This window comes from Kocuria flava (assembly GCF_001482365.1).
Taxonomy (GTDB): domain Bacteria; phylum Actinomycetota; class Actinomycetes; order Actinomycetales; family Micrococcaceae; genus Kocuria; species Kocuria flava.
Map to the genome: position 1 here is coordinate 1,920,298 of NZ_CP013254.1, position 20,500 is coordinate 1,940,797.

The 20,500-nt window shown below is 74.6% G+C and carries 17 protein-coding genes; 13 read left to right on the plus strand and 4 right to left on the minus strand.

Annotation, left to right across the window (positions count from 1 at the left end; translation table 11 throughout):
* The first annotated feature begins 1 nt into the window (after position 1).
* Together pheT and AS188_RS08595 are read left to right on the plus strand one after the other, a co-directional pair.
* Entirely contained in the window at positions 2 to 2,554 is a 2,553-nt protein-coding gene (gene pheT / locus AS188_RS08590) for a phenylalanine--tRNA ligase subunit beta (RefSeq protein ID WP_058858505.1), read from the plus strand.
* Between the two features lie 179 nt (positions 2,555 to 2,733).
* Entirely contained in the window at positions 2,734 to 3,366 is a 633-nt protein-coding gene (locus AS188_RS08595) for a hypothetical protein (protein WP_058858506.1), read from the plus strand.
* Between the two features lie 73 nt (positions 3,367 to 3,439).
* Here the strand turns inward: AS188_RS08595 and AS188_RS08600 are convergent, their stop codons facing one another.
* Together AS188_RS08600 and AS188_RS08605 are read right to left on the minus strand one after the other, a co-directional pair.
* Positions 3,440 to 4,807 carry a M1 family metallopeptidase gene (locus AS188_RS08600; protein WP_058858507.1) on the minus strand — a complete coding sequence of 456 codons (1,368 nt, stop codon included), beginning with the start codon at positions 4,805 to 4,807 and terminating at the stop codon, positions 3,440 to 3,442.
* Positions 4,804 to 5,772, minus strand: coding sequence for a quinone oxidoreductase family protein (locus AS188_RS08605; RefSeq protein ID WP_058858508.1), 969 nt, complete (start codon positions 5,770 to 5,772; stop codon positions 4,804 to 4,806). The genes AS188_RS08600 and AS188_RS08605 overlap by 4 nt, the downstream gene beginning before the upstream one ends.
* 329 nt (positions 5,773 to 6,101) lie before the next feature.
* Here AS188_RS08605 and argC point away from each other — a divergent pair, with 329 nt between their 5' ends.
* The 6 genes from argC to AS188_RS08635 are packed head-to-tail and all read left to right on the plus strand — an operon-like array spanning position 6,102 to position 12,114.
* Complete coding sequence (gene argC / locus AS188_RS08610) at positions 6,102 to 7,151, plus strand: N-acetyl-gamma-glutamyl-phosphate reductase (RefSeq protein ID WP_058858509.1); 1,050 nt, start codon at positions 6,102 to 6,104, stop codon at positions 7,149 to 7,151.
* A complete protein-coding gene (gene argJ, locus AS188_RS08615; RefSeq protein ID WP_186815363.1) occupies positions 7,148 to 8,362 on the plus strand; it encodes a bifunctional glutamate N-acetyltransferase/amino-acid acetyltransferase ArgJ in 1,215 nt (404 codons plus the stop codon). The genes argC and argJ overlap by 4 nt, the downstream gene beginning before the upstream one ends.
* Positions 8,363 to 8,422: 60 nt before the next feature.
* On the plus strand, positions 8,423 to 9,352 hold the full coding sequence (gene argB / locus AS188_RS08620; RefSeq protein ID WP_058858510.1) for an acetylglutamate kinase: 930 nt from the start codon (positions 8,423 to 8,425) through the stop codon (positions 9,350 to 9,352).
* Complete coding sequence (locus tag AS188_RS08625; RefSeq protein ID WP_058858511.1) at positions 9,349 to 10,659, plus strand: acetylornithine transaminase; 1,311 nt, start codon at positions 9,349 to 9,351, stop codon at positions 10,657 to 10,659. Before argB ends, AS188_RS08625 begins: the two co-directional genes overlap by 4 nt.
* Before the next feature lie 7 nt (positions 10,660 to 10,666).
* A complete protein-coding gene (gene argF, locus AS188_RS08630; RefSeq protein WP_058858512.1) occupies positions 10,667 to 11,623 on the plus strand; it encodes an ornithine carbamoyltransferase in 957 nt (318 codons plus the stop codon).
* Positions 11,620 to 12,114, plus strand: coding sequence for an arginine repressor (locus AS188_RS08635; RefSeq protein WP_058858513.1), 495 nt, complete (start codon positions 11,620 to 11,622; stop codon positions 12,112 to 12,114). Before argF ends, AS188_RS08635 begins: the two co-directional genes overlap by 4 nt.
* Positions 12,115 to 12,133: 19 nt before the next feature.
* Here the strand turns inward: AS188_RS08635 and AS188_RS08640 are convergent, their stop codons facing one another.
* Positions 12,134 to 12,568 carry an ankyrin repeat domain-containing protein gene (locus tag AS188_RS08640; protein ID WP_236944947.1) on the minus strand — a complete coding sequence of 145 codons (435 nt, stop codon included), beginning with the start codon at positions 12,566 to 12,568 and terminating at the stop codon, positions 12,134 to 12,136.
* A 170-nt stretch (positions 12,569 to 12,738) separates the two neighbouring features.
* Between AS188_RS08640 and AS188_RS08645 the strand changes: the two genes are divergently transcribed.
* Complete coding sequence (locus tag AS188_RS08645) at positions 12,739 to 14,259, plus strand: long-chain-fatty-acid--CoA ligase (RefSeq protein ID WP_058858514.1); 1,521 nt, start codon at positions 12,739 to 12,741, stop codon at positions 14,257 to 14,259.
* Between the two features lie 132 nt (positions 14,260 to 14,391).
* Here AS188_RS08645 and AS188_RS08650 read toward each other — a convergent pair whose 3' ends face one another.
* The gene (locus AS188_RS08650) at positions 14,392 to 16,065 is read right to left on the minus strand and encodes a catalase (protein WP_058858515.1); all 1,674 of its coding nucleotides are present in this window, start codon (positions 16,063 to 16,065) and stop codon (positions 14,392 to 14,394) included.
* 285 nt (positions 16,066 to 16,350) lie between these two features.
* Between AS188_RS08650 and AS188_RS08655 the strand changes: the two genes are divergently transcribed.
* The 4 genes from AS188_RS08655 (at position 16,351) to AS188_RS08670 (ending at position 20,404) form a co-directional block, all read left to right on the plus strand.
* Positions 16,351 to 17,562 (plus strand): argininosuccinate synthase, encoded by a 1,212-nt coding sequence (locus AS188_RS08655; RefSeq protein ID WP_058858516.1) that lies wholly within the window; start codon positions 16,351 to 16,353, stop codon positions 17,560 to 17,562.
* Between the two features lie 142 nt (positions 17,563 to 17,704).
* Positions 17,705 to 19,153 carry an argininosuccinate lyase gene (gene argH, locus AS188_RS08660; RefSeq protein WP_058858517.1) on the plus strand — a complete coding sequence of 483 codons (1,449 nt, stop codon included), beginning with the start codon at positions 17,705 to 17,707 and terminating at the stop codon, positions 19,151 to 19,153.
* A 14-nt stretch (positions 19,154 to 19,167) separates the two neighbouring features.
* Positions 19,168 to 19,866: a DNA-3-methyladenine glycosylase gene (locus AS188_RS08665; protein WP_236944949.1), complete on the plus strand. Its 699-nt coding sequence runs from the start codon at positions 19,168 to 19,170 to the stop codon at positions 19,864 to 19,866.
* Between the two features lies 1 nt (position 19,867).
* Positions 19,868 to 20,404, plus strand: coding sequence for an adenine phosphoribosyltransferase (locus AS188_RS08670; protein WP_186815362.1), 537 nt, complete (start codon positions 19,868 to 19,870; stop codon positions 20,402 to 20,404).
* The last annotated feature ends 96 nt before the right edge of the window (positions 20,405 to 20,500 follow it).

The window sequence follows — 20,500 nt, forward strand, 5'->3', positions numbered from 1 at the left end:
CATGCGAGTACCTGTGTCATGGCTGCGCGAGCACGCACCCGTCCCCGAGGGGGCCACCGCCGAGGACGTCCTGGCCACCCTGATCCGGGTCGGCTTCGAGGAGGAGGCCGTCCACCGTCCCGCCGACGGGATCAGCGGCCCCGTCGTCGTGGGCCAGGTGCTCACGAAGGAGCCGGAGACCCACTCCAACGGCAAGACCGTCAACTGGTGCACCGTCCGCGTGGTCCCCGAGGGGCAGGAGCAGACCCTCACCGGCAAGGGCATCGACCCCTCCGGGGTGCAGGGCGTGATCTGCGGGGCCCACAACTTCGAGGTCGGCGACAAGGTCGTGGTGACCCTGCCCGGCGCCGTGCTGCCCGGGAACTTCCGGATCTCCGCCCGCAAGACCTACGGCCACACCTCGGCCGGGATGATCGCCTCCGTGCGCGAGCTCGGCATCGGCGAGGACCACGACGGCATCCTGGTGCTCTCCACCCTCGGCCTGGACCCGGAGCTCGGCACCGACGCCCTGGAGCTGCTCGGGCTCCACGACGAGGCCGCCGAGATCAACGTCACCCCGGACCGCGGCTACGCGTTCTCGGTCCGCGGCGTGGCCCGGGAGTACTGTCACGCCGTGCGCACCCCCTTCGCCGACCCGGCCCTCGCCATCGGCGAGCGCGTGCCCGCCCCCACCGCCGGGGGCTTCCCCGTGGCGGTCGACGACGACGCCCCGATCCACGGCAACCCCGGGTGCACCCGCTTCACGGCCCGCACGGTCACCGGCATCGACCCCACCGCCCCCACGCCCCCGTGGCTGGCGGCGCGGCTGCGCCTGGCCGGGATCCGCTCGATCTCCCTGCCGGTGGACATCTCCAACTACGTGATGCTCGAGCTGGGCCAGCCCCTGCACTTCTACGACCTCGCGCGCCTCACCGGCGGGATCACCGTCCGCCGGGCCCGGGCGGGGGAGGAGCTGACGACCCTCGACGGCCGGCGGCGCACCCTGGACCCCGAGGACCTGCTCATCACCGACGGCTCCGGGCCGATCGGCCTGGCCGGGGTCATGGGCGGGGCCACCACCGAGGTCTCCGGGACCACCGTGGACGTGCTCGTGGAGGCGGCCCGCTTCGACGAGGTCTCGATCGCCCGCACCACCCGCCGGCACCGGCTGCCCTCGGAGGCCTCCAAGCGCTTCGAGCGCGGCGTCGACCCGCAGATCGCCCCGGTCGCCGCCCAGCGCGCCGTCGAGCTGCTCGTGGAGCTCGCCGGCGGCACCGCCGTCGAGGAGGCCACCGACCTCGACCGCACGGTCGCCCCGCGGGCGGTCGAGCTGCCGCGCGCGTACCCCGCCCGCCGCGTGGGCGTGGACTACCCGGCCGAGACGGTCGCGGGCCTGCTCACCGAGCTCGGCGCCTCCGTGAGCGCCGTCGAGGACGGGTGGAGCGTCGTCCCGCCGACCTGGCGACCCGACCTCACCGCCCCCGAGGACCTCGTCGAGGAGATCGCCCGGCTGGACGGCTACGACAACATCCCGTCGCGGCTGCCCGTGGCCCCGCCCGGCGGCGGGCTGACGGACGAGCAGCGGGCCCGCAAGCAGGTCGCGGACGCGCTCGCGGCCGCCGGGCTGGTCGAGGTGCTCGCCTACCCGTTCGTGGCGCAGGCCGACAACGAGCTCTGGGGCGCCCCGCGCGCCGGGGTGCCCGTGCCCTCGGTGAAGCTGGCCAACCCCATCAGCGAGGCCCAGGGCGTGCTGCGCGTGTCCCTGCTGCCGGGGCTGCTGGACGTGCTGCGGCGCAACACCTCCCGCGGTTTCCGCGACCTCGCCCTGTACGAGCTGGGCCGGGTCTTCCGCCCGGGCGAGCAGGTGGGCTCGGCGGAGATCCCGCCCCTGGGCGCGCGGCCCGCCGAGGAGGTCCTCGCGCAGCTCGAGGCGGGACTGCCCGCCCAGCCGCGCCACCTCGCGGCGGTGCTCGCCGGCCGGGACGCGGCCGAGGGCCCGTGGACGGCGCCGCGGGCGCTCGACTGGCAGGACGCCCTGGACGCCGCCCGGCTGGCCGCCGAGGTCCTGGGCGTGGAGCTGACGGTGCGGCAGGGCACCCACCAGGCCTTCCACCCCGGCCGCACCGCGGTGCTGGCCACCGCGGACGGCACCCCCGCCGGCTACGCCGGGGAGCTGCACCCGAAGCTGGTCGCGGCCCAGGACCTGCCGGAGCGGACCGTGGCCATGGAGCTGAACCTCACCACGCTGCTCGCCGCGCGCGGGGGGGTCCGGCAGGCCCGGCCGATCTCCGGCTACCCGGCCGCCACGCAGGACGTCGCCCTCGTCGTCGACGCCGCCGTCCCCGCGGGGGACCTGCACGAGGCGCTCGTCGAGGGCGCCGGGGAGCTGCTCGAGGACGTGCGCGTCTTCGACGTCTACCGGGGCCCCGGCATCGAGGACGGCAAGAAGTCCGTGGCCTTCGCGCTGCGCTTCCGCGCCCCGGACCGCACCCTCACCGCCGAGGAGGCCTCCGCGGCCCGCGAGGCGGCCGTGGCCGTCGCCGCCGAGCGCCACGGCGCGGTGCTGCGCGGCTGAGCACCGAGGCACGCACGGGCGGCCCGTCCCCGGACCGGGGACGGGCCGCCCGTGCTCCCGGCCCCGGGGCGGGTAACACGGGGGCACACCCGGCGGGGGCCGGAGCGGACTTCGGTACTGTGGCCCCCGGGCGGGCCCCGCACCCCGCTTCCCCCCGACCTTTCGTCCAGGAGCTGAGCATGACCGAGGAGACCACCGGACGGCGAGACCCCTTCTTCGCCTTCGACGACGAGACCGACGAGCGGCCGGAGGAGCCCGGGGAGGGCCGGCGCGGGCGGACCGTCGCGTGGAAGCCCATCGGCGTGGGCCTGCTGGGGCTGCTGCTGGGCCTCGTGCTCGCCGTCAGCGGCGCCCTGACCTGGGACGACTCCCGGCGGATCGCCGGCTATGCCGACCGCTCGTGGGTGGTCGGCGGGCAGTACCAGGACCTCACCAACGACCTGCGCACCAAGGACTACAACCCGGTCTACCGCGGCGTCCTGCCGGCGGACCCGGCGGTCGCCGAGCAGCCCTTCGACTCCGGGCTGGCCGACCCGCGGCCGGTGGAGCCGGGGGAGGAGATCGTCTTCCGCGGCACCCAGACCGGCTCCCGGGAGGACGACTTCCACGCGGAGGCCGACGCCCTGCTCGCCGTCGAGGACGGCACGCTGCAGGTCGTGGCCACCGACGAGGCCGGCGCCTACGGGGAGGGCATCACCGCCGGGACCGTGGCCTGGGAGCGGACCAAGGCCGCACTGCTCGTGCTCGGCGGACTGGCGGTCGCCGGTGCCGGGCTGTGGTGGGCCCGCCGCCTCTGGCTGCGCGGCGCCTGAGCCGGACCGACGGGAACGGGCCCCGCAGGACACGACGTCCTGCGGGGCCCGTTCCCGTCGGCGGCCGGGGCGCTCAGGGCAGCTCCGGCAGGGCCGGGCGCAGCAGCCAGGCGTCCAGCAGCGCGTCGAGCCCCGCCCAGCGCTCCCGGGGGGCGAAGCCCCGCAGGTGCTCCCGGAAGCCGTCCGTGCTCACCCAGGCGCCGCGGTGCACGCTCGCCCAGCTGCGCAGCACCTCCCGGAACACGGCGTCGCCGAGCTCCACGCGCAGCGCGTGGAGGGTCAGCGCCCCGCGCACGTAGACGACGTCGTCGAAGAGCCGCACGTGCCCGGGGTCCCCGATCACGAGGTCCTGGCGCATCCTCGACAGCGTCCGGTGGGCCTTCTCGGCGTGCCACCCGGCGGGGCGGCCCCCGGAGGCCTCCGACCAGATCCACTCGGCGTAGGAGGCGAAGCCCTCGTTGAGCCAGATGTCCCGCCAGGAGCCGAGCACGAGGCTGTTGCCGAACCACTGGTGGGCCAGCTCGTGGGCCACGAGCCGCTGCTCCTCCCAGTCCGTGCCGAGCTGGTTCTTGCCGAACACCGAGCAGGAGTGGCACTCGAAGGGGTCCTCGAGCGAGGTGTCGACCACCACGGCCGTGTAGCTGGGGAAGGGATAGGGGCCGAACCACTCGGCGAAGACCTCCAGCATCCGGCCCTGGTCGGCGAAGGTCCGCTCGGCCTTCTTGCGCCGCTTCTTCGCCACCACGAGCAGCTGGGGCACCCGCGAGCCGGTGAGCTCGACCCGCTGGAACGGACCGACCGCCACCGTGGCCAGGTAGGGCGGCAGCGGGTCCGGGGAGACGAACACCCAGGTGCGCTCGCCGTCGTCCTCGGTCACGGACTCGAGCTCGCCGCTGGCGTGGACGGTGTAGTCCTCGTCGGCGCGCACGGTGATCCGGAACGTCGCCCGGTGCGAGGGGTGGTCCACGCACGGGAACCACGTCGACGCGCCCGTGGGCTGGCCCGCGACCACGGCCCCGTCGTCCAGCTCGGTCCAGCCGACCTCCCCCCACGGGCCGTCGGTGCACTCGGGCCAGCCCTCGTAGGAGACCGTGACGGTGAACCGGTCCCCGGCGGCCACCGGCCGCGGCAGCGCCACGACCAGGCGGGAGCCGTGGTGGCGGGCCTCGGCCCGCCGGCCGCCGAGCAGCCCGCCGAGCCCGCCGGTGCTCACGCGCACCTCGGTCACGGCCAGCTCCGTGAGGTCGAGCTCGACCCGGTCGGTGGCCCGCAGCGCGCGGCAGGACAGGGCCGCCCGGGCCTCCAGGCCGTTGTCCTCGACGTCGTAGTCGAGGAAGAGGTCGTAGTGCTCCACCGTCACCGCGGTGCACCCCACCCCGGGGGTGTAGGGATCGGGCGCGCCGTCGGCGCCGAGGAAGCGGTGGGCCGTGGCGGTGCTCACGGGACCAGCAGCAGCTTGCCCTGGGCGGTGCGCGACTGCAGCACCTCGTGCGCGCGCCGGGCCTCGGCCAGGGGGAAGGTCCCGGCGACCCGCACGCTCAGGGTGCCCTCGAGCACGGCGTCGAAGAGCTCCCCGGCCCGCCAGCTGCGCTCCTTCTCGTCGCGCAGGTAGTCGTTGAGCGTCGGGCGGGTGACGTAGAGGGATCCGTTCTGCGCCAGGCGCTGCAGGTCGAAGGGCGGGACCTGCCCGGAGGAGCCGCCGAAGAGCACGAGCGTGCCGCGGGCGCGCAGGGCCGTGAGCGACTCGTCGAAGGTGTCCCTGCCCACCGAGTCGTAGACGACGTCCGCGCCGCGCCCGTCCGTCAGCTCCCGGACCCGGGCGGCGAAGCCCTCGTAGCCGACGAGGACCTCGTCGGCCCCGAGCGAGCGCGCGGTGCGCGCCTTCTCCTCCGAGCCGACCAGGGCGACCACGGTGGCCCCCTGCCGCTTGAGCAGCTGGACCGCCAGCCCGCCCACGCCGCCGGCGGCGGCGGTGAGCACGGCCACGTCCCCCTCCTGCACCGGGTGCGTGGAGCGCACGAGGTAGTGGGCGGTCAGCCCCTGCAGCGGGATCGCGGCGGCGACCTCGTCCGGGATCCCCGCCGGCACGCGCAGCGCCTTGTCGGCGTCCACCACGAACGCGTCGGCGTAGGTGCGGGCGGCCTGCGAGGTCGTGACGCGGTCGCCGAGGGCGAAGTGCTCGACGCCCTCGCCCACGGCCGTGACCGTGCCGGCGCCCTCGCTGCCCGGGGTGAAGGGGTGCTCGACGGGGTAGATCCCCTCGCGCTGGTAGACCTCGATGAAGTTCACCCCCGCCGCGCTCGTGCGCACGAGCAGCTGGCCCGGTCCGGGCTCGGGGTCCGGGCGCTCGCCGAGGGCGAGCACCTCGGGACCTCCGGGCCGGTCGACGATCACGCTGCGAACCATGGTGGGGCACCTCCGGGGCCTCGGGAACGGGGACTCGTGGCCCATCGTAGGCCCCGGCCGGGCCCGCGCCGGGCCCGCGGCGCCGGAGGCCGGGGCCCCACAAGTGGGGATAGCCGGGCCTCCGTCACGAAGTCCTGTTCGCAGTCGGGAAGCGTAGATTGGACGGCAACCGTCCGGGGGGACGCGCACGGGGCGGGAGCGGCCGGAGCGGGGCCACCGGGCAGGAGCGCCGCGCCGGAGGGGACCGCGCACGGCCGGGCCGCCCGTCCGCCTCGAGATGGTGCATAATTATTGATCACCGTGCATAACTTTGAGTTAGAGTGGGGGACATGACGTTCAGCGCAGCAGTGTCGGGGGCATCGGGGTACGCCGGGGGAGAGGTCCTGCGGATCCTCGCCGGCCACCCGGAGATCGAGATCGGGGCCGTGGGGGCCCACTCCAACGCCGGTCAGCGGCTCGGGGAGGTGCAGCCGCACCTGCACTCCCTCGCGGACCGGGTGCTCGTGGGCACCACCGCCGAGAACCTCGCCGGCCACGACGTCGTCTTCCTGGCCCTGCCGCACGGTGCCTCCGCGGAGATCGCCGCCCAGCTGCCGCCGGAGACCGTGGTGATCGACGCCGGGGCCGACCACCGGCTGGAGAGCGCCGAGGCCTGGGAGCAGTTCTACGGCTCGGCGCACGCCGGGACGTGGCCCTACGGACTGCCCGAGCTGCTCGTGGGCACCGACGGCGCGCGCCAGCGCGAGCGGCTGCGCGAGGCCACGCGCATCGCCGTGCCCGGCTGCTACCCGACGGGCTCGCTGCTGGCCCTCGCCCCCGGCTTCGCCGCCGGCCTGCTCGAGCCGGAGGACGTCGTGATCGTCGCCGCCTCCGGGACCTCGGGCGCCGGCAAGGCCGTCAAGCCGCACCTGCTGGGCTCGGAGGTCATGGGCTCCATGTCCCCCTACGGCGTCGGCGGCGTCCACCGGCACACCCCCGAGATCGAGCAGGGGCTCGCGCGCGCGGCCGGGGAACCGGTGCGGATCTCCTTCACCCCCACCCTGGCGCCGATGCCCCGCGGCATCCTCACCACCGCCACCGCCCGCGTCGCCGAGGGCGTCACCGCCGCCCAGCTGCGCGAGGCGTGGGAGGAGGCCTACGCGGCCGAGACCTTCGTGCGGGTGCTGCCCGAGGGCCAGTGGCCCGCGACGAAGTCGGTGGCCGGGTCCAACCACGTCCAGCTGCAGCTGGCGCTCGACCCGCGCGCCGGGCGCGTGGTCGTCTCGTGCGCCGTCGACAACCTCGTCAAGGGCACCGCCGGCGGTGCGGTGCAGTCCATGAACCTCGCCCTGGGGCTGCCCGAGGGCACCGGCCTGAACCTGCAAGGAGTCGCACCGTGAGAGCCTACCCGTCCCAGAACCCCGCCGGGACGCTGACCATCGACACGGCCCGCGGCGTGACCGCGGCCCGCGGCTTCCGCGCCTCCGGCACCACCGCCGGTTTCAAGGACTCCGGCACCCCCGACCTCGCGCTCGTCGTCAACGACGGCCCCCAGCACGCGGTCGCCGCCGTCTACACGACCAACCGGATCAGCGCCGCCCCCGTCCAGTGGTCCCGGGCCGTCACCGCCGACGGGAGGGCCACCGCCGTGGTGCTCAACTCCGGCGGGGCCAACGCGTGCACCGGGGCCCAGGGGTTCCAGGCCGCCCACCGCACCGCCGAGCTCGTGGGCGAGGCGCTGGGCACCGGCGCCGGCGACGTCGTCGTGTGCTCCACCGGGCTCATCGGCGTCCAGCTGCCCATGGACGTCATGGAGGCCGGGCTGGCCCCCGCCGTCGAGGCGCTCGCCGACGACGCCGCCGCCGGGGTGGCCGCCGCCCGGGCGATCATGACCACCGACTCCGTCCCGAAGCTCGCCGCCCACGAGGGCGGGGGCTGGACGGTCGCGGGCATGGCCAAGGGCGCGGGCATGCTGGCCCCCGGCCTGGCCACGATGCTCGTGGTGCTCACCACCGACGCCGAGGTCTCCTCCGACGCCCTCCAGTGGGCGCTGCAGGACGCCGTGAAGGTCACCTTCAACCGCACCGACTCCGACGGCTGCATGTCCACGAACGACACCGTGGTCCTGCTCGCCTCGGGCGCCTCGGGGGTCCGCCCGGACGAGTTCGAGTTCGGCCAGGCCGTCACGGCCGTGTGCCACTCCCTGGCCCAGCAGCTGATCCACGACGCCGAGGGCGCCGCGCACGACATCGAGATCACCACCGTCAACGCGGTCACCGAGTCCCAGGCCGAGGACGTCAGCCGCAGCGTGGCCCGCTCCAACCTGTTCAAGACCGCGATCTTCGGCAACGACCCCAACTGGGGTCGTGTGCTCTCCGCGGTCGGCACCACGGACGCCGCGTTCGACCCGGACCGCATCGACGTGACCATCAACGGCGTCACGGTCTGCCGCGACGGCGCCATCGGGGACGCGCGCGAGGGCGTGGACCTGGCCGCCGACCGCCGCGTCACCGTGCTGATCGACCTCAAGGCCGGCGACGCCGACGCCACCGTCTGGACCAACGACCTCACCCACGACTACGTCGAGGAGAACAGCGCCTACTCGACCTGAGCCGGCCCCCGGCGCCGGCACCGGCGCCCCGGAGCCCGCACGACGACGCGCAGGAGAGAGATGACCCACCCCACCGCACCCACCGCCGGGCCCGCCGTCCAGGACCGGGCCGCCGTCCTGCTCGAGGCGCTGCCGTGGATCCGGCGCCACGCCGGGACCGTCATGGTGTTCAAGTACGGCGGCAACGCCATGGTCTCGGAGCCGCTGCGGCAGGCCTTCGCCGAGGACATGGTGCTGCTGCACCACCTGGGCGTCCACCCCGTCGTCGTCCACGGGGGCGGGCCGCAGATCAACCGCATGCTCGAGCGCCTCGGGATCGCCTCCGAGTTCCGCGGCGGGCTGCGGGTGACCTCCCGGGAGGCCCTCGAGGCCATCCGCATGGTCCTCACCGGCCAGGTCCAGCGGGAGCTCGTCTCGCTGCTCAACGCCACCGGCCCCTACGCGGTGGGCCTGTCGGGGGAGGACGCGCGCCTGTTCGGGGCCGTCCGGCGCGGGACCGTCGTCGACGGCGAGGAGGTCGACCTCGGCTGGGTGGGCGAGGTCGTCGCCGTCGACCCCGCACCCGTGCGCCAGCTGCTGGACGCCGGGCGCATCCCGGTGATCTCCTCGGTGGCCCCCGAGGTCGACGGCGGGGGCGAGCCCACCGGCGAGGTCCTCAACGTCAACGCCGACACCGCCGCCGCGGCCGTCGCGGTCGCCCTGGGCGCCGAGGCGTTCGTGGCGCTGACCGACGTCGAGGGCCTCTACGCCGACTGGCCGGACCGCGACTCGCTGATTTCCTCCCTGACCGCCGGGCAGCTGCGCGAGCTCCTGCCCGGGCTGCAGTCGGGGATGATCCCCAAGATGGAGGCCGCCCTGCGCGCGGTCGAGGGCGGGGCCCGCCGGGCGGCGATCGTCGACGGCCGCGTCCCGCACGCCTGCCTGCTCGAGATCTTCCCGGGCGCCCGCACCGGCACCCAGCTCATCCCCGACGACGGAGTCCTCCCATGACCGCCATCCACCGCACCGACACCACCGCGCAGCAGTCCCTGCTCGGGGAGTACGCCGAGTCCCTGCTGGGGGTCTTCGGCACGCCCTCGCTCGTGCTGACCTCCGGCCGGGGGGCCGTGGTCACCGACGCCGACGGCAGGGACTACCTCGACCTGCTCGCCGGGATCGCCGTCAACGCCCTGGGCCACGCCCACCCGCGCTGGGTCGAGGCCGTCACCCGGCAGCTCGGGACCCTCGGGCACGTCTCGAACTTCTTCACCTCCCCCCAGCAGATCGCCCTGGCGGGCAAGCTGCTGCAGCTGGCCGGCGCCCCCGCCGGCTCCCACGTGTTCTTCGCGAACTCCGGCACCGAGGCCAACGAGGCCGCCTTCAAGCTCGCCCGGCGCAGCGGCCGGGAGCGCCCGGGGCCCGACGGCCGTCCGCGCACCACGGTCCTGGCCCTGGAGTCCGGCTTCCACGGGCGCACCATGGGCGCCCTGGCCCTCACCGCGAAGGAGGCCTACCGAGAGCCCTTCGAGCCGCTGCCGGGCGGGGTCCGGCACATCCCCGCCACGCTCGAGGCCCTCGAGGAGCACCTCGACGACACGGTCTCCGCCCTCGTCGTGGAGCCGATCCAGGGCGAGGCCGGCGTCCTGGGGCTGCCCGAGGGCTACCTGCGCCGCGCCCGCGAGCTGACCCGCGAGCACGGCGCGCTGCTGGTCGTCGACGAGGTCCAGACCGGCATCGGGCGCACCGGCCGGTGGTTCGCGTCCTCCGCCGAGCTCTCCGGCGAGGACCTGCCGGACGCCATCACCCTGGCCAAGGGGCTCGGCGGGGGCTTTCCCGTCGGGGCCCTGCTCACCATCGGCGCGGAGGTCTCCGGGCTGCTCACCGCCGGCCAGCACGGGACGACCTTCGGCGGCAACCCGCCGGCGACCGCCGCCGGGCTGGCGACCGTGCTCATCATCGAGGAGGACGGCCTGCTGGCCAACGCCCGCGAGGTCGGGGCGCTGCTGGGCGAGGGCCTGGCCGCCGTCCCCGGCGTGTCCGCCGTGCGCCAGCACGGCCTGCTCATCGGCGCCGACCTCGAGGTCCCCGAGGGGGTGCAGGTCCCGTGGGCCCCCGCCGTCGTCGAGGCCGCCCGCCGGGCGGGGTTCCTCGTCAACGCCCCCGGGCCGCGGACCCTGCGCCTGGCCCCGCCGCTGATCCTCACCCCCGAGCAGGCGCGCTCCTTCCTCGCCGCCCTGCCCGGCATCCTGTCCGACGCCGCCGCCGCCGTCGCCTCCCCCGGCGCGGCGCCCGGTGCCAGCACCCCGAAAGAAGCCTGACCTCCCCATGCCCACCTCCCCCCGGCACTTCCTCGTCGACACCGACCTGACCCAGCAGGAGCAGTCCGAGGTCCTCGACCTCGCCCGGCGGCTGAAGGCCGACCGCTGGGCGCACCGGCCCTACGCCGGCCCCCAGACGGTCGCCCTGCTCTTCGACAAGACCTCGACGCGCACCCGCGTGTCCTTCGCGACGGGGATCGCCGACCTCGGCGGCAGCCCGCTGGTGGTCAACCCGGGGGAGTCCCAGCTGGGGAAGGAGAGCGTGGCCGACACCGCCCGCGTGTTCTCCCGCATGGTCTCGACCATCGTGTGGCGCACCTACGCCCAGGAGGGCCTGGAGGAGATGGCCGCCGCCTCGGACGTGCCGGTGGTCAACGGGCTCTCCGACGCCTACCACCCGTGCCAGATCCTCGCCGACCTGCTCACCGTGCGCGAGCACAGGGGCGACCCCGCCGGGCGGACCTTCGCCTACCTGGGCGACGCCGCCAACAACATGGCCCACTCCTACCTGCTCGGCGGGGCCACCGCGGGGATGCACGTGCGGGTCGCCGGCCCCGAGGGCTACCTGCCCGACCCGGCGGTCGTGGCCGCCGCCGAGGAGCGGGCGGCGAGCACCGGCGGGTCGGTGCGCGTGACCACCGACCCGGACGAGGCCCTGGCGGGTGCGGACGTCGTGTGCACCGACACCTGGGTCTCGATGGGCCAGGAGGCCGAGCGGGAGGCCCGGGCCCGGATCTTCGCCCCCTACGCGGTCGACGCCGCCGCCCTGGCCAAGGCGGACCCGGAGGCGGTGTTCCTGCACTGCCTGCCCGCCTTCCGGGGCTGCGAGGTCACCGCCGAGGTCCTCGAGGGCCCGCAGTCGGTGGTGTGGGACGAGGCCGAGAACCGGCTGCACGCCCAGAAGGCGCTGCTGGTGTGGCTGATGGCCCGCTCCGGACGCTACGACCTCGCGACCGGCTCGTGAGCATCCCCGCGACCAAGACCGCCCGCCAGGCGCGGATCGTGGCCCTCGTGACGGGCGGGTCCATCCACTCCCAGGCCGAGCTGGCCGCCCGGCTCGCCGAGGACGGCGTGCAGGTCACCCAGGCGACCCTCTCCCGCGACCTCGTGGAGCTCGGGGCCGTGCGGGTGCGCGACGGCGAGGGCACCCTCGTCTACGCCGTCCCGCAGGCCGGCGCCGACCGCTCGCCCACGGCGGGGGTCACGCAGGAGAGCCTCGACGCCCGGCTCTCCGGGGTCTGCCGCGAGCTGCTCGTGACGGCCGAGGCGAGCGCGAACCTCGTGGTGCTGCGCACCCCGCCCGGGGCCGCCCAGTACTTCGCCTCCGCGATCGACGCCTCGGTCATCCCGTCGGTGCTGGGCACCATCGCCGGCGACGACACCATCGTGGTCGTGTGCCGGGAGCCCGACGGCGGGGCGGCCGTGGCCGGGCGGTTCCTGGAGCTCGCCCGCTGAGCAGCGGTCCCGGGGGCTGCTAGCGCCCGGTGTGCTCCTCGAGCACGGGGATCAGGTCCGTGCGCTCGAAGACGCGCGCGAAGTCCACCGCGGAGTGGGCCCCGGCCGTCTGCGAGGCCCCGGCGGCGAGCAGCCGCCGCACGATGGCCTCGTGTCCACGGAAGACCGCGCTCATCAGGGCCGTCTGCCCGTTGTCGTTGACCCGGTCGGGGTCGGCGCCGGCCTCCAGCAGGGCCGCGACCGTGTCCTCGTGCTGGTGGTAGGAGGCGAGGATCAGCAGGGTGTCGCCCTTGCCGTTGGTCAGGTTCACGGGCACGCCCGCCTCCAGCGCCGGCACGAGCTCCCCGGTGCGGCCCTCGCGGGCGGCGTCGAACAGGGACAGCACGTAGGCCATCTCCTCCTCGCTCAGCTGCGGGGCGCCGCCGTCCTGGGGCTGCTGGGGGTCCTGGGTCACGGCGCACCGTCCTTCGGGCTCGGGGATCTGTCCTGCACGGCAGTCTATCGGGGCGGAACCCCGGCGGGTGCCCGGGTCTTGACGTCGCAGTAACCCGCTGGCACGCTCGTGTGGCACGGCTCACACGACCGACCACGACCCCGGGGCCGCCACCCGGAGACGGGACCCCCATGCCCAACCTCGCCACACTGCTCACCGACTCGGCCGCGGCGTCCCCCGGGGCGCGGGCCGTGGTGCTCGACGACAGCGTCCTGACCTACGGCGCGCTCGACGACCTCTCCGCCCGCGTCGCCTCGCTGCTGACCTCCCGCGGCGTCCGGGCGGGGGACCGCGTGGCGCTCATCCTGCCCAACGTCCCGCACATGCCCGTGGCCTACTACGGCGTCCTGCGCACCGGCGGCGTCGTCGTGCCCCTGAACCCGCTGCTGAGCCCGCGCGAGCTCGGCTACCACTTCCAGGACGCCGAGGTCTCCCTCGTGCTCGTGTGGGAGACCGTGGCAGGGGCCGCGCGCGCCGCCGCGGCAGAGCTCGGGCGCGACGTCCCGGTGGTCGAGATCACCGCCGCCGGCACGCTCCCGGAGCTGCGCCGGGTGCCGCCCCTGCCGGAGGTCGCCGAACGGGCCGGGGAGGACCCCGCCGTGCTGCTCTACACCTCCGGGACCACGGGACGGCCCAAGGGGGCGGTCCTGACCCACGCCAACCTCACGAGCAACGCCCGGCTCTCCGCCGAGCTGTTCTCGCTGGCCCCCGGCGACGTCATGTTCGGGGGGCTGCCGTTCTTCCACGTCTTCGGCCAGACCGTCGCCCTCAACGGCGCCCTGGGCGCCGGGGCCACCGTCACCCTCCTGCCGCGCTTCGACCCGGCCCGGGCGCTGGAGATCCTCGTGCGCGACGAGGTCACGGTCTTCGCCGGGGTGCCGAGCATGTACGTCGCCCTGCTCCGGGCGGCCGGCGGGGAGCCGGTCCGGGCGCCGCACCTGCGTGCGGGGGTCTCCGGGGGCTCACCGCTGCCGGTCGAGGTGCTCGAGCGCTTCGAGGCCCTGTTCGGGGCCCCGGTCTACGAGGGCTACGGGCTCTCCGAGACCTCCCCGGTGGTGTGCTTCAACCAGGAGGACCGGGGGCGGCGCCCCGGCTCCATCGGCACCGTGGTGCGTGGCGCGCAGCTGCGGGTCCTCGACGACGCCGGGGCGGAGGTGCCCGTGGGCGAGATCGGCGAGCTCGCCGTGGCGGGGGAGTACGTGATGGCCGGCTACTGGCGCAACCCGGAGGCGACCGCGGCGGCGATCCAGGACGGGTGGTTCCGCACCGGGGACCTGGCCCGGGTCGACGAGGACGGCTTCTACTGGATCGTGGACCGGAAGAAGGACATGGTCCTGCGCGGGGGCTACAACGTCTATCCCCGCGAGATCGAGGAGGTGCTCTACCAGTACCCGGGGATCGCGGAGGCCGCCGTCGTCGGGGTCCCGGACGAGGCGATGGGGGAGGAGGTCGCGGCCGTCGTCGCGTTCCGGGACGTGCCCGAGCCCGAGCGCCCGGCCCGGCTCGACGAGCTCGACGCCTTCGTGCGCGAGCGCCTGGCCCGCTACAAGCACCCGCGGTGGTACAAGGTCGTCGAGGAGCTGCCCAAGGGCCCGACCGGCAAGATCCTCAAGCGCTCGCTCGACCTCGAGGGCGCGGTGCGCCGCTCCTGAGTCCCGCCGTGCCCCCGGCCGGGAGCACGACGGAGGGCCCGCCGTGGATCGCGGCGGGCCCTCCGTGCGCAGCCCGGGATCGTGCCGGGCGGGATCCCTGGGGACCCGCCCGGCACGGTTCCGGTGCCGGCGTCAGTTCGACATCATCGCGGGGCTGCGCTGCGGCTCCCGCTCGACGACGACGCGCTCGTTCGGCACGCAGTGGGTCATCGTCAGGCCCTCGACGTCGCGCGGGCCGTTGTTGCCGAGGTTGGCCACGCGCTGCAGCTCCTCCTCGGACAGGCGCTGGGTCGGCAGCGGGCCGAGGTCCTTGACGTCCTCGAGGGAGACGCCGATGCCCTCGCCCACGCGCCGGCCGAGCTCGTCGTGGACCATGTAGAAGTGCCAGACCATGCGCTCCTGGATGGGGCGGTCGCACTGGGAGAGCGCGTCGACGAAGTTCGCGATCAGCTCCTCCTTCTCCCACTCCTCCTGGAGCTGGAAGCGCTCGCCGGCCTGCTTGTAGTCGTTGGTCCGCTCGATCCGGGCGCGGGTCAGGCGGCCGCCGATCTCCGGGCCGACCTCGGCGTGGTAGTCATCGCCCTTCGGGGCCTCCTGCACGCCGCCGGTGATGGACGGCTCGTAGTTGACGTGCGGGTTCTGACCGGGGGCGTGGTCGACGTGGTAGGCCATCTGGCCGTCGCGCTGGTTGGTGGCGACCTTGGCCTTCGGCGCGTTGACCGGCAGCTGCAGGTAGTTCGGGCCCACGCGGTAGCGCTGGGTGTCCGAGTAGGAGAAGGTGCGGCCGACGAGCATCTTGTCGTCGGAGAACTCGAGGCCGTCCACCAGCACACCGGTGCCGAAGGCGATCTGCTCGTTCTCGGCGAAGAAGTTCTCCGGGTTGCGGTTGAGCACCATGCGCCCGACCGGCTTCGGCGGGAACAGCTCCTCCGGCCAGACCTTGGTGTCGTCCAGCGGGTCGAAGTCCAGCTCCGGGTGGTCGTGGTCGTCCATCAGCTGCACGCGCAGCTCCCACTCGGGGTGGTCGCCGGCCTCGATCGCGTCGTAGAGGTCCTTGGTGTGCGAGCCGAGGGTGCCGGCCTGGACGTTGGCGGCGTCCTCGGAGGTGTAGGACTTCACCCCGTCCTTCGGGACCCAGTGGTACTTCACGAGCTTGGACTCGCCGGCGGCGTTGACCCAGCGGTAGGTGTTGACGCCGAAGCCCTGCTGGTGGCGGTAGTCCGCCGGGATGCCGCGCGGGCCGAAGACCAGCATGATCATGTGCATCGCCTCGGGCGACTGGCTGAAGAAGTCGAAGGCCCGGTTGGCGACGCCGGCCTCGAAGTTCACGGGGTCCGGCTTCTGGGAGTGGATGAAGTCCGGGAACTTGATGGCGTCGCGGATGAAGAACACGCCGAGGTTGTTGCCGACGAGGTCCCAGTTGCCGTCCTCGGTGTAGAACTTCACCGCGAAGCCGCGCGGGTCGCGGGCGACCTCGGAGGAGTCGCGGCCGCCGGCCACGGTGGAGAAGCGCAGCGCCACATCGGTGCGCTTGCCCTTCTCCTGGAACAGCTTCGCGCGGGTGTAGCGGGAGATGGGCTCGTCGCCCCAGGTCCCGTAGGACTCGAAGTAGCCGAACGCGGTGGTGCCGCGGGCGTGGACCACGCGCTCGGGGATGCGCTCGCGGTCGAAGTGGCTCATCTTCTCGAGGAACTGGTAGTTCTCGAGCGTCGCCGGGCCGCGGGAGCCGATCGTGCGGGTGTTCTGGTTGTCGCGGACCGGGTGGCCCTGCCGGGTGGTCAGGGTCTGGTCGGGCTCGTACGTCATGAGGGTTCCTCTCGGGGTCGGGACCGTGTGGAGGCGGAGCGGACCGGGCCCGCTCCTCCCGGAGCCGCCGCCGGCGGTCCGGGTGTCGTTCCCCAGTATGTCCCACGCCCGACGTTATTGCTAGCAATTCACAATTGAAGCCGAGGTGTCCTGCCGGTGTCCGCGCGGTGCGGGCGCCCGCCCCGGCATGATGCATAAATAAAACAAGATGTGTATAGTCATGCACAGAGAGGGTCCGTGCCGGCGGTGCCCGGACCGACCACAGAACGAACGAAGGAGAACACCGTGACCGAGCGCGTCGTGCTGGCCTACTCCGGGGGCCTCGACACCTCCGTGGCGATCGGCTGGATCGGGGAGGCGACCGGGGCCGAGGTCGTCGCGGTCGCCGTCGACGTCGGGCAGGGCGGGGAGGACCTCGAGACCATCCGCCAGCGCGCCCTCGACTGCGGCGCCGTGGAGGCCTACGTGGCCGACGCCCGCGACGAGTTCGCCGCGGAGTACTGCATGCCCGCCCTGCAGGCCAACGCCCTGTACATGGACGCCTACCCGCTGGTCTCCGCGCTCTCGCGCCCCGTGATCGTCAAGCACCTGGTCGCCGCCGCCCACCGCTTCGGCGCGACCACCGTCGCCCACGGCTGCACCGGCAAGGGCAACGACCAGGTCCGCTTCGAGGTCGGCATCCAGACCCTGGGTCCCGAGCTCAAGTGCATCGCCCCGGTGCGCGACCTCGCGCTGACCCGCGACAAGGCCATCTCCTACGCCGAGAAGCACGACCTGCCGATCGCCACCACGAAGAAGAACCCGTTCTCCATCGACCAGAACGTCTGGGGCCGCGCCGTCGAGACCGGCTTCCTCGAGGACATCTGGAACGGTCCCACCAAGGACGTCTACGACTACACCGACGACCCGGCCTTCCCGCCGGCCCCCGACGAGGTGGTCGTGCGCTTCGAGCGCGGGATCCCCGTGGCCCTCGACGGCCAGGACGTCACCCCGCTGCAGGCGATCCAGGAGATGAACCGCCGCGCCGGCGCCCAGGGCATCGGCCGCATCGACATCGTCGAGGACCGGCTCGTGGGCATCAAGTCCCGCGAGATCTACGAGGCCCCCGGGGCCATGGCCCTCATCGCCGCCCACCGCGAGCTCGAGAACGTCACCGTCGAGCGCGAGCAGGCCCGCTTCAAGCGCGGCGTCGACCAGCGCTGGACCGAGCTCGTCTACGACGGCCAGTGGTTCTCCCCGCTCAAGCGCTCGCTGGACGCCTTCGTGCAGGACACCCAGCGCCACGTCGAGGGCGAGATCCGGATGACCCTGCACGCCGGCAACGCCACGGTCACCGGCCGCCGCTCCGCGACCTCGCTCTACGACTTCAACCTGGCCACCTACGACGAGGGCGACACCTTCGACCAGTCCCAGGCCCGGGGCTTCATCGAGCTGTTCGGCATGTCCTCGAAGGTCGCCTCCGCCCGCGACCAGCGCCTCGAGGGCGGGACGCGCTGACCGCCCGCTAGGCTCGGTCCGGGAACGGCGCCGGCGACGACGGAGGGCCCCATCCCCGCGGTGGGGCCCTCCGCGCGCCCGCACCCCGGACCGTCCCGCACGCCCGCACCGCACGCACCGCACGCCGCAAGGAGACCTGACCATGGCCCAGCACGACAAGCACGGCACGAACGAGGGGGCCCTGTGGGGCGGGCGCTTCGCCGGCGGCCCGGCCGATGCCCTCGCGGCCCTGAGCCGCTCGACCGACTTCGACTGGCGGCTGGCCCCCTACGACATCGCCGGCTCCCGCGCCCACGCCCGTGTGCTGCGCACCGCCGGGCTGCTGACCGACGAGGAGCTCGAGGGCATGCTGGCGGCCCTCGACGCCCTCGAGGCCGACGTGCGCTCCGGGGCCTACGTCCCGGCCCCCTCCGACGAGGACGTGCACGGCTCCCTCGAGAAGGGGCTCATCGAGCGCGCCGGACCCGCCCTCGGCGGCAAGCTGAGGGCAGGCCGCTCGCGCAACGACCAGATCGCCACGCTCGGGCGGATGTACCTGCGCGACCACGCGGCGATCATCGCCCGCGACGTGCTCGCCGTCGTGCAGGCCCTGCTCGACCAGGCGAAGGCCCACCCCGAGGCCCCCATGCCCGGGCGCACCCACCTCCAGCACGCGCAGCCGGTGCTGCTCTCCCACCACCTGCTCGCCCACGCGTGGGCGATGCTGCGCGACGTCGAGCGCCTCGTCGACTGGGACGCGCGCGCGGCGGTCTCGCCCTACGGCTCCGGCGCCCTCGCCGGGTCCTCCCTGGGTCTGGACCCCGCCGCCGTGGCGGCCGAGCTCGGCTTCGACTCCGCCGTGCACAACTCGATCGACGGCACGGCCGCGCGCGACGTCTACGCCGAGTTCGCGTGGGTCTGCGCCATGATCGGCGTCGACATGTCCCGGATCTCCGAGGAGATCACCACGTGGGCGACCAAGGAGTTCTCCTTCGTCACCCTCGACGACGCCTTCTCGACCGGCTCCTCGATCATGCCGCAGAAGAAGAACCCGGACGTGGCCGAGCTCGCCCGCGGCAAGGCCGGCCGGCTCATCGGCGACCTCACGGGCCTGCTGGCGACCCTCAAGGGCCTGCCGCTGGCCTACAACCGCGACCTGCAGGAGGACAAGGAGCCGGTCTTCGACGCGATCGACCAGCTCGAGGTCCTGCTGCCCGCCGTCGCCGGGATGGTGGCCACCCTGACGTTCCACACGCAGCGGATGGCCGAGCTGGCCCCGCAGGGCTTCGCCCTCGCCACGGACGTGGCCGAGTGGCTCGTGCGCCAGGGCGTGCCGTTCCGCGACGCCCACGAGATCGCCGGGGACGCCGTGCGCGTGTGCGAGCAGCACGGGATCGAGCTGTGGGACCTCACGGACGAGCAGCTCGCGGCCGTCTCGGCGCACCTGGACCCGGCCGTGCGCGAGGTGCTCACCGTCGAGGGCTCCCTCGCCTCCCGCAGCGCCCAGGGCGGCACCGCGCCGTCCGCGGTCGCGGCGCAGGTCGCGGAGCTCGAGCGCCGGCTGGCCGCGGTCGAGGCGTTCTCCCGCCGGGACCCGGTGGTCCGGGGCTGAGCGGGCGGCACCCCGTGGAGCACCCCGCCCTGCTCCGGCTGCTGGCCCGTCCGGCGCCCGAGGTCGCGCCGCGGCTGCTCGGCGGGCTCTTCGGCCACCGCACCGCCGAGGGCGCCGTCGTCGTGCGGATCACCGAGGTCGAGGCCTACGGCGGACCGCCGGGCACCGACCTGCCCGACCCCGGGGCGCACACCTGGCGCGGGCGCACGGCCCGCAACGCGTCGATGTTCGGCCCGCCCGGGCACGCCTACGTGTACTTCACCTACGGCATGCACCACGCGGTCAACCTCGTCTGCCGCCCCGACGGCGTCCCCGGCGGCTGCCTGATCCGCGCCGGGGAGGTCGTCGAGGGCGCCGGGCTGGCCCGGGCCCGGCGGGAGGCCGGCCGCGCGGGACCGGTGCCGGACGCGGCGCTGGCCCGCGGGCCGGGCAACCTCGCCAAGGCCATGGGCATCGTCCTCGCCCACGACGGCGCGCCCCTGGCGGCCGGCGAGCGCCCCGGTGCGCACGGGCCCGCCCACGGGTTCTTCCTCCGTCTCCCGGAGCGCCCGGAGCCCTCCGCCCACGGGCCGCGCACGGGGGTGTCCGGGCCGGGCGGGACCCCGGAGTACCCGTGGCGCTGGTGGGTCCCGGGCGAGCCCACGGTCTCCCCCTACCGCCCGGCGGCGGCCCGGCGGCGGCGGGGGAGGTCCCCCGGCGGCGACGACGGATAGCATGGTCGCCGTGACCGAATCCGTGGAGCAGCTCGTCGAGCGCCTGTGCGCGAAGATCCCCGACCACCCCGAGCCGGGGGTGCTGTTCCGGGACCTCACGCCGCTGTTCGCGGACGCCGACGGGTTCCGGCGCACCACCGACGCCCTCGCGGAGGCGTTCCGGGGCCGGTTCGACTTCGTGGCCGGGATCGAGGCCCGCGGCTTCCTCCTGGCGGGAGCGGTCGCCTACGCCTCCGGCACGGGCATCATCCCCGTGCGCAAGGCCGGGAAGCTGCCGCGGGAGACCTACCGCGAGGAGTACGTGCTCGAGTACGGCTCGGCCGTGCTGGAGATCCACACCGACGACGTCCCGCGCGGCTCCCGCGTGCTCGTGCTCGACGACGTCCTGGCCACCGGCGGCACGCTCGGGGCGACCGCGCAGCTGCTGCACCGGGCAGGGCTGCACGTCGCCGGCTTCGGGCTGGTCATGGAGCTCACCGAGCTGCGCGGGCGTGCCCGGCTGGGCGGGCACCGGGTCCGGGCCCTCTACCGCGTCTGAGCCGCGGGCTCCGCGTCGGGGCCCCCGACGGCCCGGCCGCGGACCCCGGGGCCGCGCCGGCGCTGTGCTTCCGGACACACTGTGACGCGCGGTGCG